Origin of the sequence: Nocardia sp. NPDC059229, from assembly GCF_042754165.1 — a bacterium.
GTDB lineage: Bacteria > Actinomycetota > Actinomycetes > Mycobacteriales > Mycobacteriaceae > Nocardia.
This window is the reverse complement of sequence record NZ_JBHZAK010000012.1, coordinates 131,012-157,799: the sequence shown is the minus strand read 5'-3', so window position 1 is coordinate 157,799 and position 26,788 is coordinate 131,012. Positions and strand designations below refer to the sequence as shown.

The window sequence follows — 26,788 nt, the reverse complement described above, 5'->3', positions numbered from 1 at the left end:
CCCGAACCGCACGACCGGCGCCACACTCACGCATCCCCATCCGGCGCGCTCCAAGTTTCACGAGATTGCGCTCAACCAGCTGACCCGAGCCGCTCATCTGCCCGACTGGCCCGATGCGCCTCGCGGCCGGATGGGGGCGCTCAGGTTGCGGGGACGAGGGAGTCGATCCAGCGCTCCAGGCGTGCGCCTTCGGCCTCCATCATCGCGGGGTCGCGGAAGGTGTTGGTGAGCAGGGAGATTCCCTGGTAGGCGGCCAGGAGGGCGACGGCCAGTTCGTGGGAGTCGGTGCGGCCCATGGCGGCGAACTGGGTGTCGATCCAGTCCAGGAGGCCGCGCATGACGGCGGCCAGTTCGCGGTCGAGGCCGTCGGCGCGTTTGTCGAGTTCGGTGGCGAGAGAGCCGGAGGGGCAACCGAATTGGGCGGCGAGGTCGCGCTGGTCGACCCAGCCGCGGACCAGGGCCTTCAGTCGTTCGGCGGGGGCGGCGAAGAGCTCCAGGGCCGCGATGATCTCCTGGGCGGTGCGGGCGTGGGCGCCGATCGCGGCCTGAACCAGCTGATCCTTGGTCTTGAAGTAGTAGTACACGTTGCCCACCGGCACCTCGGCGGCGCGCGCGATATCGGCGATGGTCGTCTTCTCGACGCCCTGTTCGTGGAAGACCTTGGCCGCCGCGTCCGCGAGCCGCTCCCGCTTCCCCGCCTTCGGGGCCGTCGCCCGCGACACTGAGTTAGTCATACGACTAACTATAGACAATGTCCGGTCACATGCCCTATGGTTCGAGTTAGTCAGCCAACTAACTCAGGAGTGGACAGATGATCGTGGTAACCGGTGCGACCGGAAATGTCGGCAGCGCTCTCGTGCGGGAGCTCGCGGAGGCCGGCGAGAAGGTGGTCGCGGTGTCGCGGGGCGAGAAGCCGGTGGATCTGCCCGAGGGCGCCGAGCACCGGCGCGCCGATATCGGGGAGCTGGACAGCTTCGCCGAGGCGGTGGCGGGTGCGCGGGCGTTGTTCCTGCTCATCACGGGCCCGCAGCTGGTGACGGGACCGGCGGCCGCCGAGGTGCTGGAAACCGTTGCGGCGGCGGGTGTCCGGCGAGTGGCGTTCCTGTCCTCGCAGGGCGCGGTGACGCGGCCGGGCAGTGACGGCTATGCGCGCACGCTGGAATTCGAGCAGGCGCTGGCCGCTTCGGATCTGGAGTGGACGGTGCTGCGGCCGGGCGGGTTCTTCAGCAATACCTTCGCCTGGATCGAGCCGGTGCGGGCCGAGCGGATGATTCCCGCGCCGTTCGGGGATGTCGGTCTGCCGCAGGTGGATCCTGCCGATATCGCGGCCATGGCCGCGGCGGCACTGCGGGAGGACGGCCATGACCGGCAGATCTACACGGTGACCGGTCCGGAGCTCGTCACCCCGCGGCAGCAGGCACAGGCGCTGGCGGCCGCGCTGGGCGAGCCGCTACGGTTCGCGGAGCTCACCCGCGAGCAGGCCCGGGTGAACATGCTGCGGTTCATGCCGGAATCGGTCGCGGACCACACGCTCACCATCCTCGGCGAGCCGACGCCCGAGGAGCAGCTGGTCAGCGGCGATGTCGAGCGGGTGCTGGGCCGGCGGGCAACCGGATACGCCGAATGGGCGGCCCGCGTGGCTCCGGCCTTCCGGTGAGTCTCGCCATTGAACATTTAGTACGCCGTCGCTTATCGTACACGTATGCATACTAAATCGTTCTCGGACGGCACCGTACTGATGCCGTGGAATCCCGGCCCGAATCACCAGTTCTCGGGCCCGGTCTTCGTCAGCGTCACCGATTTCCTCGCGAGCTCGGACACGGAGTCGCGCGAGATCTACACGACCGGGCTGGAATTGGGGAAAACGTGGCCGGTCATGCAGGGCGCGGTCGGCCTGTGGCTGTGGGGCAGGCCGGCCGAGTTCCGCGGCGGCTCGATCTCGGTGTGGGAGTCGGAGCGGGATATGCGCCGGTTCGTGCGGTGGCCGGTGCACACCGCGATCGTGCGGGCCTGGCGCGGCCGGGTCGGCATCGGCGTCGACTCCTGGCAGGCCGAAACGTTCGACGCCGACGCGATTCTGACCCGCGCCGGCGACACGATCGAAAGGCCGCACCGGCGCGCCGCCTAATCTTGTCCGCATGACAGACCGTCCGGACCTGGCAGCGATGATCGTCCCCCTGGGCCGCGCCCTCATGGCGGCCGAGCAACCGGTGCTCGCCGCACACGGACTCACCATGTGGGCGTACGTCGTGCTGCTGCATCTGGACGAGGGGCCCGCGCGGGGTCAGGGCGTGCTGGCGCAGGAGATCGGGGCGGACAAGACGCGCATCATCGCGGTGCTCGACGACCTGCAGGAGCGCGGCCTCATCGAACGCCACCCCGATCCGGCCGACCGCCGGGCCCGGCTGCTCGCCCTCACTCCCGAGGGCCGTCGCTTGCGCGACGCGGCGCAGGCCGGGATCCAGGCCCAGGAGGATCACCTGCTGGGCAAGCTCCCCGCCGCCGATCGCCGCGGCTTCCTCAATGCCCTCATCGCCCTCGCCGCCCTCCCCCGCGACGAAATCACCGGCCCCTGAACGAGATCAGCCGATGTCGACGGGGTCGATCTGGACGCGCAGGGGCGCATCGGAGCGATGGGTGCTGCGGACGGCCTGAGCAGCGGTGAGGGCGCGGGAGAGGGCCGCGCCGGTGGCGCGGTCGGCGCGCAGGATCATGCGTTCGACCTCGGCGGGAGAGTCGCCGGAGGAGAACGGCTTTCGCGCACCCGGCGGCAGCGGCACCGGGCCCAGGATCTCCACACCGTCGGGGAGCTGTGCCTCGCCGAGCAATTCGGCGATGGAGTCCGAGGTGCCGTCGATGGCGGCGAAGCGAACCGCGGGCGGGAAGCGCACCTCGGTGCGCTGCTCGAGCTCGAAACCGGCGTGCCACACCGGATCCCAGCGCACCAGCGCCTGCACGGTCGGGATCCCGGCGTCCGCCATGACGATGACCCGGCCGCCGGGGCGCACCAGCGCCGCGGCCGACATCCAGCGGCGCAGCGCGTCCTCGGCGGCCCGAAGGTCGGCGCGGCCGAGCAGGGCCCAGCCGTCGAGCAGCATGGCGACGGCGTAGCCGCCGGGCACCCGGGGTTCCGCGCCGATGGTGGACACCACGACCTGCGGGCCCTCCGGCACGGTGTTCAGGATCGACGACCCGCCCGAACCTCGTACGGGCACACCGGGAAACGCGCGTCCCAGTTCTTCGGCCGTGCGCGACGCACCGATGACGACGGCCCGCAGCGCCCGCGATCCGCAGGCTCCGCAGCGGAAGGCCGCCTCGGTGATCCCGCACCAGCGGCAGGCCGGACTCTGCGCCTCGGCCACCCCTTCCCGCCCGCTGCGCAGCGCGCCACGTGACGCGGGCGCGCTGTCCGGCAGCGCCAGTGGACCGTTGCAATGGCGGCAGCGTGCCGGGGTCCGGCACTTGGCGCAGGCCAGCGCCGGAATGTATCCGCGCCGCGGCACCTGAACCAGCACCGGCCCACCGGCCTTGATCGCCTTGCGCGCCTCCGTGAAGGCCACGGCCGGAATGCGGATGGCCTGCGCGATCGGGTCCCGCTCCAATGCCGCGTCGGTATCGCCGGGCGCGGTGATGCGCGGCATGGCCTGCCGCACCACGGCCCGATCCGCGAGCAGATCGTGCGCCCAGCCGGATTCGACGATCGCCTGCACCTCGGCCGTCCGCGAGAACCCGCCCGCCACGAACGCCGCCCCGGTCTCGTGCGCCCGCAACATCGCCACTTCCCGCGCATGCGGATACGGCGACCGCGGTTCGGCGAAGGTATCGTCCCCGTCGTCCCAGATGGCGATCAGCCCAAGGTCTTTCACCGGTGAGAACACGGCACTCCGCGTCCCCACGACAACCCGCGCCTTCCCACGCAACACCGACAGCCACCGCCGATACCGCGCCGACGGCCCCAACCCCGCCGCCAACCCCACCGCCGACTCCCCCACCAGCGCACCACATTCCCCCAGCACCCGATCCAGATCCCGCTGATCCGGCACCATGATCACCGCACTGCGCCCGCCACGCACGGTCACCGCCGCCAGCTCCGCCAGCCGCCGCGCCCAGTCCTCCCCCGGCAATGCCTGCCACCCGGCCCGCGGCCCGCGCCCTGCCGCCAGAGCGCCCAGGAACGAATGCCCATGGACATACCGCCCCCACGCCTTGAACTCAGCGGCCGACGTCGGCGAAGCAGCAGTCACCGGCTGTTGCCCCGACTCGCCCGCCGGCACCGCGGCCACTGAAGCCGTCGAGTGGTCGCCGACGGCGAGCGCAACCAGATCAGGCTGCGCAGCAACGGTTCCCGTCGAGCCTTCGGCGGCGACCGCGCCCGAATCGACGGCCACAGGCATCGACCCCGAGTCCCTGTCGGCGACAAGAGTCACCTCATCGGTGGCGGATACATCGCTGCCCTGAACCGGGGCGGTGTCCGCACCCTCGCCGTGCGCGGCGTCCCCGATGTCACTTCCGCCTTCCGCGACCGCGAGCGCCGACTCCCCCGCCGATTCGACACCTTGCGGGACGGTGTGTGCGGCAGCGTCTTCAGCGTTTCCGGGCACGACGGAGATCGTCACGTCACCCGGGTGCGCTGCGGTGGTGCGGACCTGCATGACTTCCGGCTGGGCCGAGTCATCGACTGCCACAACAGGATCAGCGGTCGGGGGGCTCTTCTTCGAAGTGCGCTTGGGCTTTTCGGGCTTTTCCACTCCTTCGGATTCGACCTTGGCGTGGCGGGGCGGGATGGCGAGGCGGAGGACGTCGGCGCGGGTGCCCGCGTAGCGGGCGGCCACGGCGGTGACGAGGGCGAGGATCTCCGGGGTGAGGACGCGTTCGCCGGAGACGACACGTTCGAGGCGGACGAGTTTGCCGGTGTGATCGGACTTTTCGCGGCGTTCGAGGAGGTAGCCGTCCACGAGGCGGCCGGAGAAACGGACGCGGACACGGACGCCGGGCTGTGCGAGCTCGTCCATCTCGGGCGGGACCAGGTAGTCGAAATCCCGGTCCAGGTGGGCGGGTTCGAGCAGGGGCAGGACCCGCGCGATCGGGCGGGACTCGCCAACGACGGCGGGAGCGTCGGACTCGGAGGGGTTCTCCGTGCCCGACGCTCCCGTCGAGAGTAGTGAGGTGCCGGTCAATTACAGCCCGGCGGCCGCGCGCAGCTTCTCCGCGCGGTCGGTGCGCTCCCACGGCAGATCGACGTCGGTGCGGCCGAAGTGGCCGTAGGCGGCGGTCGGCGCGTAGATCGGGCGCAGCAGGTCCAGGTCGCGGATGATCGCGCCGGGACGCAGGTCGAAGACCTGGCCGATGGCGTCGGAGATCTTGATCGGGTCGATCAGCTCGGTGCCGAAGGTCTCGACGAACAGGCCGACCGGGGCGGCCTTGCCGATGGCGTAGGCGACCTGGACCTCGACCCGCTCGGCCAGGCCGGCGGCGACGACATTCTTGGCGACCCAGCGCATGGCGTAGGCGGCCGAGCGGTCGACCTTCGACGGGTCCTTGCCCGAGAAGGCGCCGCCGCCGTGGCGGGCCATGCCGCCGTAGGTGTCGACGATGATCTTGCGGCCGGTCAGGCCCGCGTCACCCATGGGTCCACCGAGCACGAACTTGCCGGTCGGGTTGACCAGCAGGCGGACGTCGGAGGTGTCCAGCGGGTTGGGCAGCTGGAGCTCGCCGAGCACCGCGTCGACGACCTTCTCGCGGATGTCCGGGGTGAGCAGGTTGTCCAGGTCGATGTCGGCCGCGTGCTGGGTCGAGATGACCACGGTGTCGAGGCGCTTGGGGATGGCGCCGTCGTACTCGATGGTGACCTGGGTCTTGCCGTCGGGACGCAGGTACGGCAGCACGCCGGACTTGCGGACCTCGGTCAGGCGGCGAGACAGTTTGTGCGCCAGCGAGATCGGCAGCGGCATCAGCTCGGGGGTCTCGACGGTGGCGTAGCCGAACATCAGGCCCTGGTCGCCCGCGCCCTGACGGGCGATCTCGTCGTCCTCGCCGCCCACGCGGGCCTCGTGCGAGGTGTCCACGCCCATGGCGATGTCCGGCGACTGGGCGCCGATGGCGACGTTCACACCGCAGGAGGCGCCATCGAAACCCTTTGCGGAGGAGTCGTACCCGATCTCCAGGACCTTCTCGCGGACGATGGTCGGAATATCGGCGTAGGCGGTGGTGGTGACCTCACCGGCCACGTGCACCTGACCGGTGGTCACCAGGGTCTCCACCGCGACCCGGCTGCGCGGATCGGCCGCGAGCAACGCGTCGAGGATGGAATCGCTGATGGCATCACAGATCTTGTCGGGGTGACCCTCGGTCACCGACTCACTGGTGAATAGGCGGCTGCCAGACGTGCGCACAGTTGTTCCCTCTCCCTCAACGGGTTTCTCGTATCGGGTGGCGACAGTAGCGTCTCCGCTGCATCGCACAACCCTTTGTCTCAGGTTATTCCAATATGTTCGTCACAGGGGCGAGCTGCCCTCGTTAAGAACACATCGTGACTCAGACAGTCGCCGTTAATCTGCCGGCCCAGCGGCAGACAGCGGCAAGTGCCCGAACCCTGCGGTGCCGAGGCTTCAGCGGAGCAAGGGGCCGAGTGCATCCAGCACCCGGCTGGCCAGCAGTGCCTTGGACCCGTGGTCCAGGGCGATCTCGGTGCCGTCGGCACCGAGCAACCAGCCGTCGTTGGTGTCGACCTCGAAGGCCTTCCCCTCCCCGACGGCATTCACGACCAGCAGGTCGCAGCCTTTTCGGGCCAGTTTGGCCCGGGCGTGGGTGAGCACATCCGCGTGCTCGTCCCCGGTCTCGGCGGCGAAGCCGACGATCGCGGTGCCCGGTAGGTGCCCGTCGCGACGGGACTGCACCAACCCGGCCAGGATATCCGGTGTCTTGGCGAGCGCGATCGAATCCGGTTCTCCCGCACCCTTTTTGATTTTAGCCGCCGCCACGTTCACCGGACGGAAGTCGGCCACCGCCGCGGCCATGACGACCGCGTCCGCACCCAGCGAGTGCTTGTCGACGGCCACCTTCAGCTGTTCGGCGGTGGTCACGTGCACGACCTCGACCGCGGCCGGCGGTTCGAGCCCGATGGTATTGCCCGCGATCAGCGTCACCTGCGCACCGCGCTGGGCGGCCAGGCGGGCGATCGCGTAGCCCTGCTTGCCGGAACTCCGATTGCCCAGGAAGCGCACCGGATCCAGCGGTTCCCGGGTGCCGCCCGCGGACACCACGACGCGGCGGCCCTCGAGGTCGCGCGGCAGGGCGTCGGCGCGTTCGAGCAGCAGCCGGGCCAGACCGAAGATCTCCTCCGGCTCGGGCAGCCGGCCCGGGCCGGTGTCGGTGCCGGTCAGCCGGCCCGAGGCGGGTTCCATGACCACGGCGCCGTGCGCGCGCAGCGTCGCCACATTCGCCCGGGTGGCCGGGTGCTCCCACATCTCGGTGTGCATGGCCGGGGCGAACAGGATAGGGCAGCGCGCGGTCAGCAGCGTCGCGGTCAGCAGGTCGTCGGCGCGGCCCTGCGCGGCGCGGGCCATGAGGTCCGCGGTGGCGGGGGCGATGACGACCAGGTCGGCCTCCTGGCCGAGGCGCACGTGTGGCACCTCGGGCACATCGGCGAAGACACCGGTGTGCACGGGGTGGCCGGACAGTGCCTCGAAGGTGGCCTTGCCGACGAATTGCAGCGCCGACTCGGTGGGAATGACACGAACCTCGTGCCCGGTTTCGGTGAACCGGCGCACGAGGTTGCAGCTCTTGTAGGCGGCGATACCGCCGCCGACTCCGACGACGATCCGGGTCACCGCGGGACTACTCCCCTTCGGAGTGCTCGAGCAGGTCGGCGTGGATCTCGCGCATCGCCACCGACAGCGGCTTCTCCTGCAGACCCGGCTCGACCAGCGGACCGACGTATTCGAGAATGCCGTCGCCGAGCTGGTTGTAGTAATCGTTGATCTGGCGGGCCCGCTTGGCCGCGTAGATGACCAGCGCGTACTTGGACGAAGTCCGCTCCAGCAGTTCGTCGATCGGCGGGTTGGTGAGGCCGACCGGAGTGTCGTAGGCGGGCGCGGTCTTGATGTCCGTACTCACTAGGAGGACTCCTGCGGGGTTGTTCGGAAGGGTGGCGTCCGGCTCACTTCGAAGACGAGCCGGTGGTTCGGGGCCTATGACCCCGAATTTGTGCTAACGAACAACGATACCAACTGCTCACAGGCGCTGGTCACGTGGTCGTTCACGATGACGATGTCGAACTCGTCACAGGCAGCCAATTCGGTGCGAGCGGTCTGCAGACGACGCTCGATCACCTCGGGCGATTCCGTCCCGCGCGAGGTCAGGCGGGACACCAGCTCGTCCCAGCTGGGTGGGGCCAGGAAGACCAGTTTGGCTTCCGGCATGGTCTTGCGGATCGAGCGCGCGCCCTCGAGGTCCACCTCGATCAGGACGTGATGTCCGGACGTGAGTGCTTCCCGCACGGGTGCGGCCGGGGTGCCCGACCGCTGCAGTCCACCATGGATGTCGGCCCATTCGAGCAGTTCATCCGCCTCGATCATGGCGTCGAACTTCTCACGGGTGACGAATCGGTAGTCCTGGCCGTCGACCTCCCCGGGCCGCGGAGCCCGGGTGGTGGCCGACACACTGAATACCAATTCGGGCAGTCGTTCGCGCACGCAGCGCACGACGGTGGACTTACCGACGGCCGAGGGGCCGACCAGGACAACCAGTCGACCCTTCCGAGTGTGTTCGACCACCCTCGGATTATTCGGCGCTGAAGTCGAACCGGGCCAGCAGCGCCTTACGCTGCCGGTCGCCCAGTCCGCGCAGGCGGCGGGTGGGAGCGATCTCGAGCTCGCTCATGATCTCGGCCGCCTTGACCTTGCCGACCTTCGGCAGGGCCTCGAGCAGCGCCGAAACCTTCATCTTGCCGAGGACTTCGTCCTTCTCGGCGTCCGCAAGGACCGTCTTCAGATCGGTGCCACCACGCTTCAAGCGCTCCTTGAGCTCCGCCCGAGCGCGGCGAGCGGCAGCCGCCTTCTCCAAAGCAGCGGCGCGCTGCTCGTCAGTCAGCTGGGGAAGGGCCACGGTTCCTCCGTCTCATCGTTCATTGCTTGATCTACCTCCGGTAACCCGGTGGTCTCAGCGACCGTACCCACGACGCTTGCCGATTGCGAACCCACCCCCCAGGTCAGCGCGTGATTCGGGCCGCGACCGGGCCGGATGGGCAGCGGCGCGGGCAGTGCCGGACCGGCCCCCGCGATCGGCTCGGCACGGTCACGAATAGCCTTGCAGCCAGGGCTTTTTCACGGACTTGACAGGGCCCGGGAGAGGTCGGACGGGCCCACCGCGAAACCGTGACCGACCTGTAATCACGCGACCTGGATTTTTCTTGGATTTCTCGGCGTGTCGTTCGATTCAGCACCGCGTGTCGCGTATCACCCGAGGCGCTACGAAGGGTGCCGAAACACGCAATTCCGACACCTTCCCTTGCAGGTCGAGCCGGTTCGAGGCGGCCCCGCCATCGTCGGAGCGGCCCGTTATCCACCCCTCACGCGGCCACTGACGGCCTAAACCTCCCGGTACCGAGAACTACGCCCGCCGCGGTGCGGCGGGCGTGAGAGAGGCGATACGGACAAGCGTTCGATCGGCTCGCCGGACGGGTTCGCCAACAGCGAACACGATCGCGTCAGTCGTCGTACTGGCACAGCTCCACGAGCGTGCCCTCCGGAGCCCGCACATGCGCCACCCGCATGCCCCACGCGGGCTGATCGGCGGGCTCGGCGGCGATCCGGGCGCCGCGCTCGCGCAGGGTCTCGACGGCCCGGTCGACATCGGCGACGCGCAAAACCACGACGACCGTGTCGATCTCGCCGCGCGGGCGGTGCGCGGCGCCGATCGCGGCGTCCATGTAGGCGCGGGTGAACAGCGCGAGATCCTGGCCGCCGAGGGTGAAGCAGGCGTAGGGGCCATCGTCGGATTCGGGGACGTCGCCGGGCACCTCCTGCTTCAGGGGCAGGCCCAGGACGTCGCGATAGAAGCGATAGCTGGACGCGAAATCGTCCACCAGGACGCGGGTTTGGCCGTAGGAGACGAGGTCGAGGCCGGCGTCGGACATGAGAAATCCCACCTTTCTACCGAGCAGTCGGGTTCAGCCTAGTGCTCCGGGGAAGGCGGCCGATCAGGCCCTCCGAGACGGAATCAGTTGCTCTCCATGGCGATTCGCAGGCCCAGCCCGACCATGAACGTGCCCATGGCGGCGTCGAGGGCGCGGCGCACCCGGCGGCGGGTGAACACGTGCCGCAATGCGCCCACGCCGAAGGCCAGGATCACGAACCAGAACAGGTTGGCGATCGTGCACACCATGGCCAGTTCGAGGGTGCCCAGCGCCGACGGATCGGCGGGCAGGAACTGCGGCACCAGTGCGATGAAGAACACGGCGCACTTGGGATTCAGCAGGTTGGTGAGCAGGCCCTGCCGGAAGGCGACCAGCGCGCCGCGACGGTTCGCGGCCGCATCGGGATCAGGCCGGTAGTCGCCGCGCCGCGCGGCCAGCAGCGCGCGAATGCCGATGTAGGCCAGGTAGATCGCGCCGACCAGCTTCACCACCGTGTATGCCTCGGCCGAGGCGGCCAGCAGCCCGGCGACGCCGATCGCGGTGACCAGCGCCCATACGAACACGCCGACCGCGATGCCGCCCGCGCTGGCGACCCCGGCGCGACGGCCGGAGCCCACCGAATTCCGCAGCACGATCAGGAAATCCGGCCCGGGCGACATGGAGCCGAGCACGATCACCCCGGCCAGCGTGAGAATCTCGGTGAGCGACAGCACCCGGCCAGCCTACGCGGCGGCCCGGTGCCGGTTCCGGCCCCGATTCAGGCGGCGGGCCAGAAGTCCTTCAGGCCGGGAGCCGCCTCCGCGCCCTGGCGCAGGCCCGCCTCGTAGGCGGGCTCCAGAGCGGCGGCGTTGAACAGGTCGGGGCCGTAGGCGGCGATGGCGCCGGCGTCGGGGACGATGAATGCCGTTGCCGCACCGTCCAGCTCGCGATCGGTGGGGCTGTGAGGGAACAGGTGGGCCAGCGGTTCGATGATCAGCATGCGTTCGGCGCCGGCGGCCAGGTCGGCATTGATCGGCGAGCGCATGCCACCGTCGAAGTAGTAGGCGCCGTCGATCGGGATGGGCGGGAAGACGCCGGGCACCGACGTGCTCGAGGCCAGCGCCTCGGGCAGGGTGGCCTTGCCATCGGGAGTCCACACCTGGAGTGCGCCGGTGGTGACGCTGATGGCGGTGATCCGCAGATCGCGCTGCGGCCAGGACGCGTTGCCGACGAACCCGCCGATGCGGGCGATATGGTCGGCCGGATCGCCGACCGCCATCTCCAGCGCGCGGAGGCCGGCGCGTCGGCGCGCCTCGTCCGGGTCCAGCCCGGGAGTGGCGAGGATGCCCATGATCTCACCGAAACTGTTCGGGTCGAACCGGATCGGCGGCAGGTCGGAGTCCGGGACGGGCCGCCGCAGCAGCAGGCTCAGGTCGACCTCGGCGGCGAGCGCGGCACCGACGACCGCACCGGCGGAGGTGCCGACGATCCGCTCGGCCAGGGCCGGGTCGATACCGGCCTCGCGCAGCGCGATGACCACGCCCGCCATCCAGCTCAGGCCGACCGCGCCACCCCCTCCGAGCACGAGCGCATGACGAATTTCGGTGGGCGGCACCGCGGCAGACATGCTGCCACTGTATCCGAGGGGAAGGAACCGGAGGACGCCCTCCGAAATTCGGCTCGGGCCTGAACGGGAGTCGCCCCGGTCGCGCTGGGGCGGCCGGGGCGATTCCGTGTCGGGTAGGGCGTTGCGGCGCTACCGTATTCAGTTCTGCAGTAAGGCATTCAGTTCTGCAGGAAGGCGAATTCCGCTGCGAGCTCGGCGACCCGCTGCTTCAGCGCGGCGACCGACGGACCCGACTTGAGGACCTCGCGGGAGACGTTCGGCAGGACCGCGCCGAGGCTGCTCGCGGGAACCAGCTTGCGGATCGACTCCGCTCCCCCGCCCTGCGCGCCGACGCCGGGCATGAGGATCGGGCCGTTGAGCGCGCTCAGGTCCGGAGCCGCGTCCAGGGTCGCGCCGACCACCACACCGACGGAACCGAATTCGGCTCCGGCATTGGCGGCCGCGGCGTCGTCGACCATGCGCTGGGCGATGCTGCGGCCGTCGGAGCCAGTGATGTTCTGCAGTTCCACCGCCTCCGGGTTGGAGGTGGCGGCCAGTACGAACACGCCGCGGTCATTGGCCTCGGCGAGGTCCAGAGCTGGTGCGAGGGAACCGAATCCGAGGTACGGGGAGACGGTGACCGCGTCCGTGCCGAGCGGGCCGTCGCCGAGCCAGGCGTGGGCATAGGCGTCCATGGTGGAGCCGATATCGCCGCGCTTGGCGTCGGCCAGCACCAGGGTGCCCGCCGCCCGCAGTGCGGCAATCGTCTCCTCCAGCACCAGGATTCCAGCCGAACCGTAGGTCTCGAAGAACGCCACCTGCGGTTTGACCAGTGCCACCCGGCCCGCGAAGGCACGCACGCAGGCGTCGGCGAACTTCGCCACGCCCGCGGCGTCCTCGCTCAGGCCCCAGGCCCGCAGCAGCGGCGGATGCGGGTCGATGCCGACGCACAGCGGGCCGTGCTCGCGCATCGACTCCCGCAGCCGCGCACCGAAGGTCGTCATCCGCGCAGCACCGCGTGGAGTTCCTGCAGGGACCGCACGCCGATGCCGCCGCGAATGGTGGCCTCGATGCCCTGCACGGCCGCGGCCGCGCCCTGCACGGTGGTGATGCACGGGATGTTCGCGCCCACCGCGGCGGTGCGGATCTCGTAGCCGTCCACGCGCGGGCCGCTGTTGCCGTACGGGGTGTTGAACACGATGTCGACGTCGCCGTCCTTGATCATGTCCACGATGCTGGGCTGGTCGGCCATCTCGTCGGAGTGCTTGCGCACCTGATCGCAGGGAATGCCGTTGCGGCGCAGCATTTCCGCGGTGCCCTCGGTGGCGAGGATGCGGAAGCCCAGGTCGTGCAGGCGCTTGACCGGGAACACCATGGCGCGCTTGTCGCGGTTGGCGATGGACACGAACGCGGTGCCCTCGGTCGGCAGCGAACCGTAGGCGGCCGACTGCGACTTGGCGAACGCGGTGCCGAAGTCGGCGTCGATGCCCATGACCTCGCCGGTGGACTTCATCTCCGGGGAGAGCAGCGAATCCACGCCGGTGCCGTCGGGGCGGCGGAAGCGGTGGAACGGCAGCACGGCCTCCTTGACCGCGACCGGGGCGTCGATCGGCGCGTAGCCGCCGTCGCCCTCGGCCGGGAGCAGGCCCTCCTTGCGCAGCTCGGCGATGCTGGCGCCCAGCGCGATTCGCGCCGCGGCCTTGGCCAGCGGCACCGCGGTGGCCTTGGAGACGAACGGCACGGTGCGGCTGGCGCGCGGGTTGGCCTCGAGGACATAGAGCACGTCGTCCTTGAGCGCGTACTGCACGTTCAGCAGGCCCTTCACGCCGATGCCCTTGGCGAGCGCGGCGGTGGAGCGGCGCACGGCCTCGATATCGCTGCGGCCCAGGGTGATCGGGGGCAGGGCGCACGCCGAGTCACCGGAGTGGATACCGGCCTCCTCGATGTGCTCCATGACGCCGCCCAGGTAGACCTCCTCGCCGTCGCACAGGGCGTCGACGTCGATCTCGATGGCGTCCTCCAGGAACCGGTCGACCAGCACCGGGTGGTCCGGGGTGATCTCGGTGGCGCGGGAGATGTAGTCCTCGAGGGACTTCTCGTCGTAGACGATCTCCATGCCGCGGCCGCCCAGCACGTAGGACGGGCGCACCAGCACCGGGTAGCCGATCTCGTTGGCGATCTTCTTGGCCTGCGGGAAGGTGGTGGCGGTGCCGTACTTGGGAGCCGGGAGGCCGGCGGCCACCAGGACATCGCCGAATTCGCCGCGGTCCTCGGCCAGGTCGATGGCGGCAGCGGAGGTGCCGACCACGGGCACGCCCGCGTCGGTGAGGCGCTGGGCCAGGCTCAGCGGGGTCTGGCCGCCGAGCTGGCAGATGACGCCCGCGACGGTGCCGGACTCGGTCTCGGCGTGGTACACCTCGAGCACGTCCTCGAAGGTGAGCGGCTCGAAGTAGAGGCGGTCGGCGGTGTCGTAGTCGGTCGACACGGTCTCCGGGTTGCAGTTGACCATGATGGTCTCGAACCCGGCGGCCGACAGCGTCTGCGCGGCGTGCACACACGAGTAGTCGAACTCGATGCCCTGACCGATGCGGTTCGGACCCGAGCCGAGGATGATGACCTTCTCGCGTTCCTTCTGCGGCGCCACTTCGGATTCCGCGGCGGGATCCAGCTCGTAGGCCGAGTAGTGGTACGGGGTCTTGGCCTCGAACTCGGCCGCGCAGGTGTCGACGGTCTTGAACACCGGGCGGATGCCGAGGCGGTGGCGCAGCTCGCGCACGCCGCCCTCACCGGCGAGTTCCGGTCGCAGCGAAGCGATCTGGCGATCGGAGAGGCCGTAGTGCTTGGCCGTGCGCAGCAGCGGCTCGTCCAGCACGGGGGCGTCGATGATCTCCTGGCGCAGCTCCACCAGGCCCGCGACCTCGGCCACGAACCACGGGTCGATGCCGGAGGCGGCGGCCACGTCCTCGATGCTCGCGCCCAGGCGCAGCGCACGCTCCACCTGGTAGATGCGGCCCTCGGTCGGAACCTTCAGGTCGTCCAGGATGGCCTGCACGTCGGTCCATTCGCCGTCGGGCTGGGTCCAGAAGCCCGCGGCCTTGGTCTCGAGCGAGCGCAGCACCTTGCCCAGGGCCTCGGAGAAGTTGCGGCCCATGGACATCGCCTCGCCGACCGACTTCATGGTGGTGGTCAGCGTCGGGTCGGCGCCCGGGAACTTCTCGAAGGCGAAGCGCGGGGCCTTGACCACGACATAGTCGAGGGTCGGCTCGAAGCAGGCCGGGGTCTCGCCGGTGATGTCGTTGAGGATCTCGTCGAGGGTGTAGCCGATGGCCAGCTTGGCGGCGATCTTGGCGATCGGGAAACCCGTCGCCTTGGAGGCCAGCGCGGACGAGCGCGACACACGCGGGTTCATCTCGATGACGATCAGGCGGCCGTCGCGCGGGTCCACCGCGAACTGGATATTGCAGCCGCCGGTGTCGACGCCGACCTCGCGCAGGATGGCGATGCCCAGATCGCGCATCTTCTGGTATTCGCGGTCGGTGAGGGTCATGGCCGGGGCGACGGTGACCGAGTCACCGGTGTGCACGCCCATCGGGTCCACGTTCTCGATCGAGCAGACGATGACGACATTGTCCTTGCCGTCACGCATGAGCTCGAGCTCGAATTCCTTCCAGCCCAGGATGGATTCCTCGATGAGCACGTTCGCGGTGGGCGAGGCGGCCAGGCCGCCGCCGGCGATGCGATCGAGGTCGTCGTGGTTGTAGGCCATGCCCGAGCCCAGGCCGCCCATGGTGAACGACGGGCGCACGACCACCGGGAAGCCCAGTTCCGCAACGGTTTCGCGGACCTCGTCCATGGTGTAGCACACCTTGGAGCGCGCCGACTCGCCGCCGACCTTGGCGACGATGTCCTTGAACTTCTGGCGGTCCTCACCGCGCTGGATGGCCTCGAAGTCGGCGCCGATCAGCTCGACGTTGTACTTGTCGAGGATGCCGTTCTCGTGCAGGGCGACAGCGCAATTGAGCGCGGTCTGGCCGCCCAGGGTCGCCAGGATCGCGTCCGGGCGCTCCTTGGCGATGACCTTCTCGACGAATTCCCAGGTGATCGGCTCGACATAGGTCGAGTCGGCGAACTCCGGGTCGGTCATGATGGTCGCCGGGTTGGAGTTCACCAGCGACACGCGCAGGCCCTCGGACTTGAGGACGCGACACGCCTGGGTTCCCGAGTAGTCGAACTCGCAAGCCTGGCCGATGACGATCGGGCCCGAGCCGATCACCAGGATGTGGTTGAGATCGGTGCGGCGTGGCATCAGGCTCCTTCCATCAGCATGGCGAAACGGTCGAACAGGTAGGCGGCGTCGTGGGGTCCGGCCGCGGCCTCGGGGTGGTACTGGACGGAGAAGGCGCGGCCGCTCACCAGCTGCACGCCCTCGACGACACCGTCGTTGGCGCAGATGTGGCTGACCTCGGCCTTGCCGAACGGGGTGTCGAACACCTCGCCGCGCTCACCCTCCAGGGCGAAGCCGTGGTTCTGCGCGGTGATCGAGATCCGGCCCGAATGATGCTCGACGACCGGCACATTGATGCCGCGGTGGCCGAACTTCATCTTGTAGGTCTTGCGCCCGAAGGCGCGGCCCAGGATCTGGTTGCCGAAGCAGATGCCGAACAGCGGGATGTCCTCGCCCAGCACCTGCTGGGTGAGCGCCACCATGGCGTCCTGGGTGGCCGGGTCGCCCGGGCCGTTGGACAGGAACACACCGTTCGGGTTCAGTTCCTTGATCTGGTCGAAGGTGACGTTGGACGGCACCACGTGCACCCGCATGCCGCGCTGGGCGAACATGCGCGGGGTGTTGGACTTGATGCCCAGGTCCACCGCGACCACCGTGAAGCGGTGCTCGCCGATCGGGTCGACGGTGTACATCTCGTCGGTGGAGACCTCACCGGCCAGGTCCGCGCCCAGCATGGACTGCTGGCCGTTGACCTTGTCGAGCATGTCCTCGTACTCGGTGAGCGACTCACCGGAGAAGATGCCCGCCTTCATGGAACCGCGGGTGCGCAGGTGCCGCACCAGTGCCCGGGTGTCGATGCCCGCGATGCCGACGACGTTCTGGTTCTCCAGTTCGTCCTGCAGGGTGCGGGTGGCGCGCCAGTTGGAGGCGCGGCGCGCGGGGTCGCGCACGGCGTACCCGGCGACCCAGATCTTCGAGGACTCGTCGTCCTCGTCGTTCCAGCCGGTGTTGCCGATCTGCGGCGCGGTGGCCACCACGATCTGGCGGTCGTAGCTGGGGTCGGTGAGGGTCTCCTGGTAGCCCGTCATGGCGGTACAGAACACCGCCTCACCCAATGTCTGCCCGACGGCGCCGAAGGTCGTCCCGCGGAACACGCGGCCGTCCTCGAGCACCATCACGGCAGTGTTTCCGCTGCTCATGCCTCGTCTCCCGTCTTCGTAGCTGCTGCGGTCCATGCCGGGTACACCGCTTTGTCATCGCCGCGGAAACCGGTATCCACCTCGGTCCCGCTCGGCAATGTCCAGCGAATCACCAGCACACCGTCTTCCGTCATTACCTTGCCCGCGTGCCCGCGCTCGGCGCGCACCGCGGTAATGGATTCCTGGGGAATCCAGATCGCCGCCGCGCCGTCCCGCTCCAGCAGGATGCCGCGCTCGAATCGCGTGAGTTCCGCCGTGGCGCGAAAACCCAGGTCGCCCACCGTGATTCGCTGAATCCAGCTGGGGGCGAGGGTGCTGCCGAGGTAGAGCCCCGTGGTCGGCTCCAGCAGCTGCGCGCCGCAGTCGGCGGGCACCGGCGGCAGGTCGCCGATCGCCGAAGCCTGCTTCTCGGCCCGCCGGGTCCACGCCCGGTACATCAGCCACAGGCACAGCGCGAACAGCACCAGCAAAACCAGTACCTGCAGTGTGCGCTCCATTACGGTCCTCCTCGGTTCCCCACCCGCCGCTAACCGGCGACGATCTTGCCGTCCCGGGCGGTGAGCCGGCCACGCAGGAAGGTGGCGGTCACCTTCGCGGGCAGGGTCATCGCCTGGAAGGGCGTGTTGCGGGCGATCGAGGCGAGTTCGTCCGCCTCCACCGTCCATTCGGCGGCCGGGTCGATCAGCACCAGGTTGGCGGGTTCGCCGACCGCGAGCGGCCGGCCCTGATCGTCCAGGCCCACGATCCGCGCCGGGTTCTCGCTCATCACCTGCGCGACACCGCGCCAGTCGAGCAGTCCGGGCTCGACCATGGTCTCCACGATGATCGACAGCGCCGTCTCCAGGCCCAGCATGCCGGGACGGGCGGCCGCGAACTCGCAGCACTTGTCCTGGTCGGCGTGCGGGGCGTGGTCGGTGGCGACGCAGTCGATGACGCCCTCGGCGAGGGCCTGCCGCAGCGCGGCCACATCGGAGGCCTCGCGCAGCGGCGGGTTCACCCGGTTCACCGCGTCGTAGGTCTCCAGGCGCGAGTCGTCGAGCAGCAGATGGTGCGGGGTCACCTCGGCGGTGATCGAAATACCCTGGGCCTTGGCCCATTTCAGCAGTTCGACGGTGCCGGCGGTGGAGGCGTGGCAGATGTGCACGCGGGCGCCGGCATCGCGGGCCAGCAGCGCGTCGCGGGCCACGATGGACTCCTCGGCGGCGCGCGGCCAGCCGGCCAGGCCCAGGCGGGAGGCGGTCGGACCCTCGTGCGCGACCGCGCCCCTGGTCAGACGCGGCTCCTCGGCGTGCTGGGCGATGAGCACGCCCAGCGAGTTCGCGTATTCGAGGGCGCGGCGCATGATCAGCGGGTCGTAGACGCAGTGACCGTCGTCCGAGAACATGCGCACCCCGCCGACTCCGGCGGCCATGGTGCCCATTTCGGCGAGCTGCTTGCCCTCGAGCCCGACGGTGACCGCGCCCACCGGGTGCACGTCGACCAGGCCGACCTCCTGGCCGCGCTTCCACACGTGGTCGGTGATGACCGCGGTGTCGGCGACCGGGCTGGTGTTGGCCATGGCGAACACGGCGGTGTAGCCGCCCAGAGCCGCTGCGGCGGAACCGGATTCGATGGTCTCGGTGTCCTCGCGGCCCGGCTCGCGCAGATGGGTGTGCAGGTCGATGAAGCCGGGCAGCAGGACCTGACCCTTGCCCTCGACGATCTCCGCATCGGGTGCGTTCAGGCCCGCGCCGATCTCGCGGATCTCACCGTCGGCCAGCAGCACGTCGACCGGGTCGCCTTCGCCGTAGAGACGGACATTCTTGATCAGGACGCTCATGCCACCACCTCGTCGGTTCCGACCAGCAGGCGGAACAGCACCGCCATGCGCATATGGACTCCGTTGTTGACCTGTTGCAGCACAGCCGCTTTCGGGGAATCGGCCACGGAGAAGCCGATCTCCATGCCGCGCAGCATGGGTCCGGGGTGCAGCACCACCGCGTGCTCGTCGAGCATCTTCATCCGGCGCTCGCTGAGGCCGTAGCGGATCGAGTACTCGCGCGCCGACGGGAAGAAGCCGCCGTTCATGCGCTCGGCCTGCACGCGCAGCATCATGACCGCGTCCGCGCCCGGCAGCTCGGCGTCGAGCGAGTCCGAGACCCGCACCGGCCAGGCTTCCACGCCCACCGGCAGCAGCGTGCGCGGCGCGACCAGCACGACCTCCGCACCGAGCGTGTCGAGCAGGAACGCATTCGAGCGCGCGACCCGGCTGTGCAGGATGTCGCCGACCAGCACGACCCGCTTGCCCTCCAGGTCGCCGAGCCGCTGACGCAGGGTCAGCGCGTCCAGCAGCGCCTGGGTCGGGTGCTCGTGCGTGCCGTCACCGGCATTGATGATCGCGGGGCCGGGACCGGCGTAACCGCTTGCGGCCTCGTTCATCTCGGCGAACCAGCGCGCGATCTGATGGGCCGCACCCGACGCCGGGTGCCGCACGATGAGCGCGTCCGCGCCGGCCGCGTGCAGGGTCAGCGCGGTGTCGCGCAGCGACTCGCCCTTGGAGACCGAGGAACTCGACGCGCTGACATTGATGACGTCGGCGCTCATCCACTTGCCCGCGACCTCGAAGGACACGCGGGTGCGGGTGGAGTTCTCGAAGAACACGGTCATGACCGTGCGCCCGCGCAGCGTCGGCAGCTTCTTGACCTCCCGGCCCAGCAACGCCTGCTCGAACCGCTCGGCCTCGTCGAGCAGGCCGGTGGCGGCGTCCCGGTCCAGGTCGGTGACCGACAGCAGGTGCTTCACTGGTTGTCACCTTCCTGACGCAGGTAGACACCGTCGCGTCCGTCGTGCTCGCGCAGCAGCACCGAGATGTCCTCGGTGCGGGCGGTGGGAACGTTCTTGCCGACGTAGTCGGCGCGGATGGGAAGTTCGCGGTGGCCGCGATCGATGAGCACCGCCAGCTGTACCGCGCGGGGGCGGCCCAGATCGCGCAGGCCGTCCAGCGCGGAGCGCACGGTGCGGCCGGAGAACAGCACATCGTCGACCAGCACCACCAGCGCGTCCTCGATCCCGCCCTCGGGCACCGAGGTGCGCTCGAGCGGACGGTGCGGCTTGGAGCGCAGATCGTCGCGGTAGAGGGTGATGTCCAGGGAGCCGATCGCGGGGCGGATGCCGGAGAATTCCTCGATCCGGCCGGCCAGGCGATGGGCGAGAGTGGTTCCGCGGGTGGGGATTCCGATCAGCACCACGCGAGCAACCTGCGGGTCGCCGGAGTCCAGAGCCGTCTTCTCGATGATCTGGTGCGCCATGCGCGCGATGGTCCGGCCCACATCCGAATCCGAGAGCAGCTCGCGTCCGGTCTGGACCCGGTCCGGGTCGTGCCGCTGCGAGAACTCGGCAGCGCTCGACTTGGCCGCCCGGTCTTCGGGCACAGCCATGCCGACCTCCTTCCCCGCCTCACGGGACGGTCCGTTAAAGGATGTCTTTCGAGCGGTCACCCTACCAGCGCGCTTACACGCCTTTGACCGGGCACCCCCTCCGCAACCGGCGTCAGCGTGCCCTTCGCGACACGCCGCGACCAGCCCGAACCCGAAACGTCCAGACCAACCGGCAAGCCCGCGGCTATGCGAGCCCGGTCACCCTGTGGCCAGGTTCACGATCCAGCCGCCGGAGCAGTCCGGCGTCAGTGGCTGCTCGGGGTCCTGCGGTCGAAGACCAAGGGGCGGGCGGTGCGCAGGGCGGTGGCGATGGCGCCGAGCAGCACGGCGTCGTCGCCCAGTTCGCTCGGACGGACGGTGGGGCGCAGCGGGGTCGTCCGTTGCAGCGCCGCGCGGACCTGGTCGAGCAGTAGGTCGGCGCTGCGGCCGAGGCCGCCGCCGACGACGATGACATCGGGGTCGAGGACCGCGGTGACGGCGGCCACCACCAGGGCGATGCGTTCACCTTCCTGGCGGACCACCTCGGTGGCGATGGCGTCGCCGGCGCGGGCGGCATCGAAGACGCGTTTGGCGGTGAGGCGGCCGGTCATGCCGCGGGTGCGGGCAGCGCGGACCACGGCGTCGGCGGTGACGGCCTCCTCGAGGGCGCCACGCCGGGAGACGCCGGCGGCGGTGTCGCCGAAAGCGGCGGGAAGGAAGCCGACTTCGCCGGCCGCGCCGTGGGCGCCGGTGAAAAGCTCGCCCTGGGAGACGATTCCGACGCCGAGGCCGGTGCCGATGAGGACGTAGACGAACAGGCGGCTGCCGCGGCCGCCGCCGTGGGCGTACTCGCCGAGAGCGGCGAGGTTGGCGTCATTGTGGACGGACAGCTCGGAAACGCCGAGAGCGTCGCGCAATTCGTCGAGCAGGCCCGCGCGGCCCCAGCCGGGCAGGTTGACGGCGTAGTGCATCCGGCCGTCCTGGGGATCGAAGACGCCCGGGCTGCCGAGAACGGTGTGGACGATGCGGTCCACGGGAATCGCGGCGTCGCTCAGGGTTTCGCGCACGGCCCCGGCCGCCGTCTGGGCGAGGGCGGTGGCGGTGCGCGCACGGTTCGTAATGTCGGTGCGGGACAGTACTTTTCCCGACAGATCGGCCACGGCGGTCCGCAGGAACGCGCGCCCGACATCGATGCCGAGCACGTAGCCCGCGGTCGGATCCGGTTCGTACAGCACCGCCGTCCGCCCGCGCTCGGGGACGACCGTCCCGACCTCCCGCACCAGTCCGTGCTCCTGCAGCGCAGCAAGGGCGCTGGACACGGTGGGCTTGGACAGGCCGGTGTCACGGGCGAGCTGGGCGCGCGAGCTGGGTCCGGCGGTGCGCAGCTGCTCGAGCAGCAACCACTCGTTGTTGCTGCGCAAACGCTGCCTGTTCCAAGGGAGTTCGTCCATGACCGTCCGATCCTGATGCGTCATCGAGCCGACTGTAAACAATCGGCCGCACCCCTTGACTCCGATAGTAAAGGAATTTAACTTTACAAAACCCATACGCCCTCCCCTGCGCGACCCGGAGGCAGCCATGACCGGCCCCCGCACCCTCCCCCGAAGAATCGGCCTGTTCCAGGCCACGACCATCAATATGAGCCAGATGGTCGGCATCGGACCCTTCGTCACCATCCCCCTCATGGTCGCCGCCTTCGGCGGGCCGCACGCCGTCATCGGATTCGTCGCCGGCGCGGTGCTGGCGCTGGCCGACGGCCTGATCTGGGCCGAACTCGGCGCGGCCATGCCAGGCGCGGGCGGCACCTACGTGTATCTGCGCGAGGCGTTCCAGTACCGCACGGGACGGCTCATGCCGTTCCTGTTCGTCTGGACCGCAATCCTTTTCATTCCGCTGATCATGTCGACCGGCGTGCAGGGACTGGTGCAGTACCTGACCTATCTGTGGCCGTCCATGACCACCGGGCAGGGTGACATCGTCGGGCTCGCGGTGGTGGCGCTGGTCGTGGTGCTGCTGTGGCGGCGGGTGGATTCCATCGGCCGCATCACCGTGGTGATGTGGGCGGTCATGATCGTGTCGGTGGCCGCGGTGATCCTCGCCGCGTTCACCCACTTTCATACGAGCATGGCGTTCACCTGGCCCGACCATGCCATCGATTTCGGTCGAGGCGGCTTCTGGCTGGGCTTCGCCTCCGGCCTCACCATCGGCATCTACGACTACCTCGGCTACAACACCAGCGCATATATCGGTGCGGAGCTGAAGAGTCCGGGGCGGGTCCTTCCCCGCTCGATCATCTACGCGGTGCTCGCGGTCATGGTCATCTATCTCGCCATGCAGATCGGTGTGCTCGGCGTCATCGACTGGCACGACATGCTCGACCCGAACAACGTTGCTTCACAATCGGTTGCGTCGGCGGTAATGGAGAAGACCTTCGGAAAGGGTGCCGCCGATGTGGTGACCGTGCTGATTCTCGTCACCGCCTTCGCCTCGGTCTTCGCCGGACTACTCGGCGGCTCGCGGGTACCGTTCGACGCCGCCCGCGACAAAGTGTTCTTCCGGTCCTTCGGACGGCTGCACCCCGAACACGAGTTCCCGATGCTCGGGCTGATCGTAATGGGTGCGATCACCGCGGCCGGGTTCGTCTTCGCCCGGCATGTGGGCGCCTCGGCCACCCATCCCCCACTGGCGGTGCTGATCTCACTGCTGACCACGGTAATGGTGATCGTGCAGGCCTTCGCGCAGATCGCGGCCGTAGCCGTCCTGCGGCGACGGCAGCGAGGGCTCGCGAGGCCCTACCGGATGCTGCTGTATCCGCTGCCGGCGGTCGTGGCGGCCATCGGCTGGGCGGTCATCTACGGGTACGCCGACAAGGCGAATCCGGGCGTACACCCGATCGAGTGGTCACTGGCCTGGACCGCCCTGGGTATCGCGGCCTTCCTGCTCTGGTCGCGGGTCGAGAAGACCTGGCCGTTCGGGCCGAAGCAGATCCGTGAGGAGTACCTGGACGCGGAACCCGCAGCCGCCTGACCGGCCGACCGTGGGGAGATAGACAATTCAGCTTGTTCAATTTCAATTGCGCAACCTGGATTGTCTATCTAGGGTCGAGGCATGACCGATGCCCCCGCGATCCTGTCCGCGTCCTCGGCCCAGGCGGCCCGGGAACTGCGGGTTCTGGTGAGTCGCCTGCGGCGGCGGTTCCTCGAGGCGTCGGACAATGTGGAGCTGACGCCCTCGCAGCTGTCGGTGCTGAGCCGGTTGAAGAACGGTGATGCCACCGCCAGCGAGATCGCCGCCGCGGAGCGGGTGCGGCCGCAGGCCATCGCCACCCACCTCGCCATTCTCAGCGACCGCGGCTTCGTGCTGCGGCGGCCCGATCCCAAAGACGGTCGGCGGCAACTGGTTTCGCTGAGCCCTGCCGGGCGGGAGCTGATGGCGGGCCGCAGCCGGGCGGGGCAGGAATGGCTCACCACCGCCCTCGAGGAGAAGTACACCGAGGCCGAGCGGCAGACGCTGCTGGCGGCACTGGAGCTGCTGGAGAGACTCGGGCCGCAATGATCTCCACGCTGCATCGGCGGACCCGGGAGCGACCGCCCGACGGGTTCGACCGGCGGCTGCTGGTGCCCATGATCACCAGCTCGATCCTGAACCCGATCAATTCGTCCATCATCGCGGTCTCGCTGGTGCCGATCGGTGTGGCGTTCGGCGCGCCAGCGTCGGAAACCGCGTGGCTGGTGTCGGCGCTGTACCTGGCCACCGCCATCGGGCAGCCGGTGGTGGGGCGGCTCATCGACCTCTACGGGCCGCGGCGGCTGTATCTCGGCGGCGCCGCGCTCACCGGATTCGCCGGCCTGCTGGGCATGGTCGCACCGAGTCTCTGGGTACTGGTGCTGGCCCGGGTGATTCTCGGATTCGGCACGTGCGCGGGCTATCCCGCATCCATGTACCTGATCCGCAGCGAGTCCGAACGCACCGGGAAGGACAGTCCCCAGGGGGTGCTCACCGCCCTGGCCGTGGCCACTCAGACCATTGCCGTCATCGGCCCGACCCTGGGCGGTCTCCTGATCCATCTCGGCGGGTGGCGAGCGACGTTCGCGGTCAATCTGCCGCTGGCACTGGTGTGCCTGGTCATCGGATGGCGGCGGATAGCGAGAACCGATGCGCCGCACGGCGGCCGGTGGTCGGATCTCGATCTGCCCGGTATCGGGCTGTTCGCGGCGATGTTGATCAGCTTCCTGTTCTTCTTGATGAAACCGCAAGCAGCGCACTGGTATCTGCCGGTGCTGGCAATCGCCGCCGGGGCCGGACTGGTGTGGCGGGAGCGGCGGGCCGAGCCGCCCTTCCTCGATGTGCGGCTGCTCGCGAGCAATGTCCCGCTGCTGGCCACCTACACCCGCACCCTGCTGACCGCCCTGGTCGGCTACTGCTTCCTGTACGGCTTCACCCAGTGGCTGGAGGAGGGGCGCGGCCTCTCCGCGGCCGGGGCGGGCCTGATCCTGCTGCCCATGTCGGCCACCGCGATCGGCGTCTCCGCGCTCACCGGACGGCGTCCCGAGATTCGCGGCAAGCTGCTGGTCGGCTGCACCTGCCAGGTGGTCATGACGGTGCTGCTGCTGACCCTGCACTCCGGCACCGCCCTGTGGTTGCTGGTCGGCGCGGCTGTCATCAACGGCATCCCGCAGGGGCTCAACAATCTGGCCAACCAGAACGCCCTCTACCACCAGGCCGAGCCGGAACGCATCGGTTCCTCGGCCGGCCTGATGCGGACCTTCTCCTATTTCGGCGCGATCGGGTCGGCGGCGGTCAGTGGCGCATTCCTCACCCCGGGTTCCGGCATCGCGGGACTGCACAATCTGGCCGCGTTCATGCTGGCGGCGGCGGCATTGTGCCTGTTCCTCGCGGTGATCGACCGCTCGCTGTGACCAGCGGCGACCAGCGCGACGGCCGGCTCTGACCGCCGGCGGTCCTAGCTACCGGCCAGTCTTCATACACCGTAAACACGCGTATGCAATGCTCGAAGGGTGAGCAACGACGCTGAATTCACCGAACCCGCCCGGGTGAGCTTCCGCGGGCACGGCGGTATCACCATCGCCGGGGACAGCTGGGGACCCCAGGACGGCCCGCTGGTGGTGTTCCTGCACGGCGGCGGGCAGACCCGCGGCTCGTGGAAGGATTCCGGACTCGCCCTGGCCAAGGCCGGGATGCACGCGGTCCTGCTCGACGCGCGCGGGCACGGCGACAGCGACTGGGACCCGGACGGCAACTACAAGCGCGAGGCCATGGTCGAGGACCTGATGGCGGTGCTGCGCGAACTGGACCAGCCCGCCTTCATCGTCGGCGCCAGCATGGGCGGCCTGACCGGGCTCATGGCCACCACCCACCCGGAGCGCGAGCGCATCACCGGTCTCGTCCTCGTCGATGTGGTGCCGCGCCCCGAGCGCAAGGGCGTCGAGCGCGTCATCAACTTCCTCAGCAGCAACCCGGAGGGCTTCGCCAGCCTCGAGGAGGCCGCCGACGCTGTCGCCGCCTACCTCCCCCACCGCCGCCGCCCGCGCAATCCCGAAGGGCTGCAACGCAATCTGCGCCAGCGCGCCGACGGCCGCTGGTACTGGCACTGGGATCCCGCCATGATGGGCGGCCCGCGCGACGGGCGCGGCGAGGAGATCGACGTGCACACCGAGCAGCTGGAGAACGCCGCGCGGCAGCTGACCATCCCGGTACTGCTGGTGCGCGGCGCGCTGTCCGACGTCGTCAGCGAGGAGGGCGTGGCCGCGTTCCGAGCCCTGGTCCCGCACGCCGACTACACCGAGATCGGCACCGCGGCGCACACCGCCGCCAGCGACGCCAATGACGAATTCACCGACGCGGTGGTCGATTTCGTGCGCGCCCAGGTCAGCGACGAGGGCCGCTAGCCGCTATTCGCCGGTGAACACCCGGTCGAGCAGGTGGTCGAGCAGTTCGACCGCCGTCTCCCGGGTGGTCCCGCCGGCCAGGACCGCCTGACTGATCCCGGTAACCGCGAGCACGATCAGCTCCGCGTCGAGTTCCAGTGCACGCGTGCCGGTTTCGCCCGGACGCTCCCGCCGCAGCTGCTCGGTGAAGCTGGTGATCAGATACCGCGGCGCGCCCATCATCTCCTCCGAGGTAACGGTGTTGCCGGTCAGATTCGCCGCGTGGAAGGCCGCGAACACCAGATTGTCCTGGCGCCGAACATCATCCAGGGGAATCAGCCCGCGCGACCGGGTGTTCACC

26 protein-coding genes are annotated in these 26,788 nt (G+C 69.5%); 7 read left to right on the top strand and 19 right to left on the bottom strand.

Annotated elements, in window-relative coordinates; all coding sequences use genetic code 11:
• Positions 1-140: 140 nt before the first annotated feature.
• Positions 141-734: a TetR/AcrR family transcriptional regulator gene (locus ACFXHE_RS26300; RefSeq protein WP_379387116.1), complete on the bottom strand. Its 594-nt coding sequence runs from the start codon at positions 732-734 to the stop codon at positions 141-143.
• A 77-nt stretch (positions 735-811) separates the two neighbouring features.
• On the opposite strand from ACFXHE_RS26300, the gene ACFXHE_RS26295 reads away from it, so the two are divergent.
• The 3 genes from ACFXHE_RS26295 to ACFXHE_RS26285 are packed head-to-tail and all read left to right on the top strand — an operon-like array spanning position 812 to position 2,576.
• On the top strand, positions 812-1,657 hold the full coding sequence (locus ACFXHE_RS26295) for an SDR family oxidoreductase (protein WP_379387114.1): 846 nt from the start codon (positions 812-814) through the stop codon (positions 1,655-1,657).
• Between the two features lie 45 nt (positions 1,658-1,702).
• A complete protein-coding gene (locus tag ACFXHE_RS26290) occupies positions 1,703-2,128 on the top strand; it encodes a hypothetical protein (RefSeq protein WP_379387112.1) in 426 nt (141 codons plus the stop codon).
• Positions 2,129-2,138: 10 nt separating this feature from the next.
• Positions 2,139-2,576, top strand: coding sequence for a MarR family winged helix-turn-helix transcriptional regulator (locus tag ACFXHE_RS26285; protein ID WP_379387110.1), 438 nt, complete (start codon positions 2,139-2,141; stop codon positions 2,574-2,576).
• Positions 2,577-2,582: 6 nt separating this feature from the next.
• Here ACFXHE_RS26285 and ACFXHE_RS26280 read toward each other — a convergent pair whose 3' ends face one another.
• From ACFXHE_RS26280 to ACFXHE_RS26200, 17 genes are all read right to left on the bottom strand, one after another.
• Positions 2,583-5,084: a primosomal protein N' gene (locus ACFXHE_RS26280; RefSeq protein ID WP_379387247.1), complete on the bottom strand. Its 2,502-nt coding sequence runs from the start codon at positions 5,082-5,084 to the stop codon at positions 2,583-2,585.
• Positions 5,085-5,177: 93 nt separating this feature from the next.
• Positions 5,178-6,392 carry a methionine adenosyltransferase gene (gene metK / locus ACFXHE_RS26275; RefSeq protein WP_354837423.1) on the bottom strand — a complete coding sequence of 405 codons (1,215 nt, stop codon included), beginning with the start codon at positions 6,390-6,392 and terminating at the stop codon, positions 5,178-5,180.
• 216 nt (positions 6,393-6,608) lie between these two features.
• Positions 6,609-7,829: a bifunctional phosphopantothenoylcysteine decarboxylase/phosphopantothenate--cysteine ligase CoaBC gene (gene coaBC / locus ACFXHE_RS26270; protein WP_354837421.1), complete on the bottom strand. Its 1,221-nt coding sequence runs from the start codon at positions 7,827-7,829 to the stop codon at positions 6,609-6,611.
• A gap of 7 nt (positions 7,830-7,836) precedes the next feature.
• The gene (gene rpoZ, locus ACFXHE_RS26265; protein WP_067713345.1) at positions 7,837-8,115 is read right to left on the bottom strand and encodes a DNA-directed RNA polymerase subunit omega; all 279 of its coding nucleotides are present in this window, start codon (positions 8,113-8,115) and stop codon (positions 7,837-7,839) included.
• A gap of 74 nt (positions 8,116-8,189) precedes the next feature.
• Entirely contained in the window at positions 8,190-8,774 is a 585-nt protein-coding gene (gene gmk / locus ACFXHE_RS26260; protein WP_379387107.1) for a guanylate kinase, read from the bottom strand.
• Between the two features lie 7 nt (positions 8,775-8,781).
• Positions 8,782-9,105 (bottom strand): integration host factor, actinobacterial type, encoded by a 324-nt coding sequence (mihF, locus tag ACFXHE_RS26255; RefSeq protein WP_033086940.1) that lies wholly within the window; start codon positions 9,103-9,105, stop codon positions 8,782-8,784.
• Between the two features lie 601 nt (positions 9,106-9,706).
• Entirely contained in the window at positions 9,707-10,135 is a 429-nt protein-coding gene (locus tag ACFXHE_RS26250; protein ID WP_379387105.1) for a VOC family protein, read from the bottom strand.
• 83 nt (positions 10,136-10,218) lie between these two features.
• Positions 10,219-10,848, bottom strand: coding sequence for a LysE family translocator (locus ACFXHE_RS26245; RefSeq protein WP_379387104.1), 630 nt, complete (start codon positions 10,846-10,848; stop codon positions 10,219-10,221).
• Between the two features lie 44 nt (positions 10,849-10,892).
• Positions 10,893-11,741, bottom strand: coding sequence for a patatin-like phospholipase family protein (locus ACFXHE_RS26240; protein ID WP_379387103.1), 849 nt, complete (start codon positions 11,739-11,741; stop codon positions 10,893-10,895).
• A 158-nt stretch (positions 11,742-11,899) separates the two neighbouring features.
• Complete coding sequence (pyrF, locus tag ACFXHE_RS26235; protein ID WP_379387101.1) at positions 11,900-12,724, bottom strand: orotidine-5'-phosphate decarboxylase; 825 nt, start codon at positions 12,722-12,724, stop codon at positions 11,900-11,902.
• Entirely contained in the window at positions 12,721-16,026 is a 3,306-nt protein-coding gene (gene carB, locus ACFXHE_RS26230) for a carbamoyl-phosphate synthase large subunit (RefSeq protein WP_379387099.1), read from the bottom strand. The genes pyrF and carB overlap by 4 nt, the downstream gene beginning before the upstream one ends.
• A complete protein-coding gene (gene carA / locus ACFXHE_RS26225; RefSeq protein ID WP_379387097.1) occupies positions 16,026-17,144 on the bottom strand; it encodes a glutamine-hydrolyzing carbamoyl-phosphate synthase small subunit in 1,119 nt (372 codons plus the stop codon). The genes carB and carA overlap by 1 nt, the downstream gene beginning before the upstream one ends.
• A complete protein-coding gene (locus ACFXHE_RS26220; protein ID WP_379387095.1) occupies positions 17,141-17,641 on the bottom strand; it encodes a transporter in 501 nt (166 codons plus the stop codon). The genes carA and ACFXHE_RS26220 overlap by 4 nt, the downstream gene beginning before the upstream one ends.
• 29 nt (positions 17,642-17,670) lie before the next feature.
• Positions 17,671-18,963, bottom strand: a complete 1,293-nt coding sequence (locus ACFXHE_RS26215) for a dihydroorotase (RefSeq protein WP_379387093.1) — start codon at positions 18,961-18,963, stop codon at positions 17,671-17,673.
• The gene (locus ACFXHE_RS26210) at positions 18,960-19,925 is read right to left on the bottom strand and encodes an aspartate carbamoyltransferase catalytic subunit (RefSeq protein WP_379387091.1); all 966 of its coding nucleotides are present in this window, start codon (positions 19,923-19,925) and stop codon (positions 18,960-18,962) included. Before ACFXHE_RS26210 ends, ACFXHE_RS26215 begins: the two co-directional genes overlap by 4 nt.
• Positions 19,922-20,560, bottom strand: a complete 639-nt coding sequence (pyrR, locus tag ACFXHE_RS26205; protein WP_379387089.1) for a bifunctional pyr operon transcriptional regulator/uracil phosphoribosyltransferase PyrR — start codon at positions 20,558-20,560, stop codon at positions 19,922-19,924. The genes ACFXHE_RS26210 and pyrR overlap by 4 nt, the downstream gene beginning before the upstream one ends.
• A 245-nt stretch (positions 20,561-20,805) precedes the next feature.
• Complete coding sequence (locus ACFXHE_RS26200; protein ID WP_379387087.1) at positions 20,806-22,014, bottom strand: ROK family protein; 1,209 nt, start codon at positions 22,012-22,014, stop codon at positions 20,806-20,808.
• 103 nt (positions 22,015-22,117) lie between these two features.
• On the opposite strand from ACFXHE_RS26200, the gene ACFXHE_RS26195 reads away from it, so the two are divergent.
• From ACFXHE_RS26195 to ACFXHE_RS26180, 4 genes are all read left to right on the top strand, one after another.
• Entirely contained in the window at positions 22,118-23,566 is a 1,449-nt protein-coding gene (locus tag ACFXHE_RS26195; protein WP_379387085.1) for an APC family permease, read from the top strand.
• A gap of 81 nt (positions 23,567-23,647) precedes the next feature.
• A complete protein-coding gene (locus tag ACFXHE_RS26190) occupies positions 23,648-24,094 on the top strand; it encodes a MarR family winged helix-turn-helix transcriptional regulator (RefSeq protein ID WP_379387083.1) in 447 nt (148 codons plus the stop codon).
• Entirely contained in the window at positions 24,091-25,458 is a 1,368-nt protein-coding gene (locus tag ACFXHE_RS26185; RefSeq protein ID WP_379387082.1) for an MFS transporter, read from the top strand. The genes ACFXHE_RS26190 and ACFXHE_RS26185 overlap by 4 nt, the downstream gene beginning before the upstream one ends.
• A gap of 99 nt (positions 25,459-25,557) precedes the next feature.
• A complete protein-coding gene (locus tag ACFXHE_RS26180; RefSeq protein ID WP_379387080.1) occupies positions 25,558-26,448 on the top strand; it encodes an alpha/beta fold hydrolase in 891 nt (296 codons plus the stop codon).
• A 3-nt stretch (positions 26,449-26,451) separates the two neighbouring features.
• Here ACFXHE_RS26180 and ACFXHE_RS26175 read toward each other — a convergent pair whose 3' ends face one another.
• On the bottom strand, positions 26,452-26,787 hold the full coding sequence (locus ACFXHE_RS26175; protein ID WP_379387078.1) for a hypothetical protein: 336 nt from the start codon (positions 26,785-26,787) through the stop codon (positions 26,452-26,454).
• Between the last annotated feature and the right edge of the window lies 1 nt (position 26,788).

Bases quoted from the DNA above. Each gene is read 5' to 3' on its own strand.
- pyrF (WP_379387101.1), bottom strand. From the start codon at position 12,724: ATGACGACCTTCGGTGCGCGGCTGCGGGAGTCGATGCGCGAGCACGGC.
- ACFXHE_RS26215 (WP_379387093.1), bottom strand. From the start codon at position 18,963: ATGAGCGTCCTGATCAAGAATGTCCGTCTCTACGGCGAAGGCGACCCG.
- ACFXHE_RS26220 (WP_379387095.1), bottom strand. From the start codon at position 17,641: ATGGAGCGCACACTGCAGGTACTGGTTTTGCTGGTGCTGTTCGCGCTG.
- ACFXHE_RS26295 (WP_379387114.1), top strand. From the start codon at position 812: ATGATCGTGGTAACCGGTGCGACCGGAAATGTCGGCAGCGCTCTCGTG.
- ACFXHE_RS26185 (WP_379387082.1), top strand. From the start codon at position 24,091: ATGATCTCCACGCTGCATCGGCGGACCCGGGAGCGACCGCCCGACGGG.
- ACFXHE_RS26300 (WP_379387116.1), bottom strand. From the start codon at position 734: ATGACTAACTCAGTGTCGCGGGCGACGGCCCCGAAGGCGGGGAAGCGG.
- carB (WP_379387099.1), bottom strand. From the start codon at position 16,026: ATGCCACGCCGCACCGATCTCAACCACATCCTGGTGATCGGCTCGGGC.
- ACFXHE_RS26195 (WP_379387085.1), top strand. From the start codon at position 22,118: ATGACCGGCCCCCGCACCCTCCCCCGAAGAATCGGCCTGTTCCAGGCC.
- carA (WP_379387097.1), bottom strand. From the start codon at position 17,144: ATGAGCAGCGGAAACACTGCCGTGATGGTGCTCGAGGACGGCCGCGTG.
- ACFXHE_RS26200 (WP_379387087.1), bottom strand. From the start codon at position 22,014: ATGACGCATCAGGATCGGACGGTCATGGACGAACTCCCTTGGAACAGG.
- pyrR (WP_379387089.1), bottom strand. From the start codon at position 20,560: ATGGCTGTGCCCGAAGACCGGGCGGCCAAGTCGAGCGCTGCCGAGTTC.
- ACFXHE_RS26285 (WP_379387110.1), top strand. From the start codon at position 2,139: ATGACAGACCGTCCGGACCTGGCAGCGATGATCGTCCCCCTGGGCCGC.
- ACFXHE_RS26190 (WP_379387083.1), top strand. From the start codon at position 23,648: ATGACCGATGCCCCCGCGATCCTGTCCGCGTCCTCGGCCCAGGCGGCC.
- ACFXHE_RS26290 (WP_379387112.1), top strand. From the start codon at position 1,703: ATGCATACTAAATCGTTCTCGGACGGCACCGTACTGATGCCGTGGAAT.
- ACFXHE_RS26240 (WP_379387103.1), bottom strand. From the start codon at position 11,741: ATGTCTGCCGCGGTGCCGCCCACCGAAATTCGTCATGCGCTCGTGCTC.
- ACFXHE_RS26250 (WP_379387105.1), bottom strand. From the start codon at position 10,135: ATGTCCGACGCCGGCCTCGACCTCGTCTCCTACGGCCAAACCCGCGTC.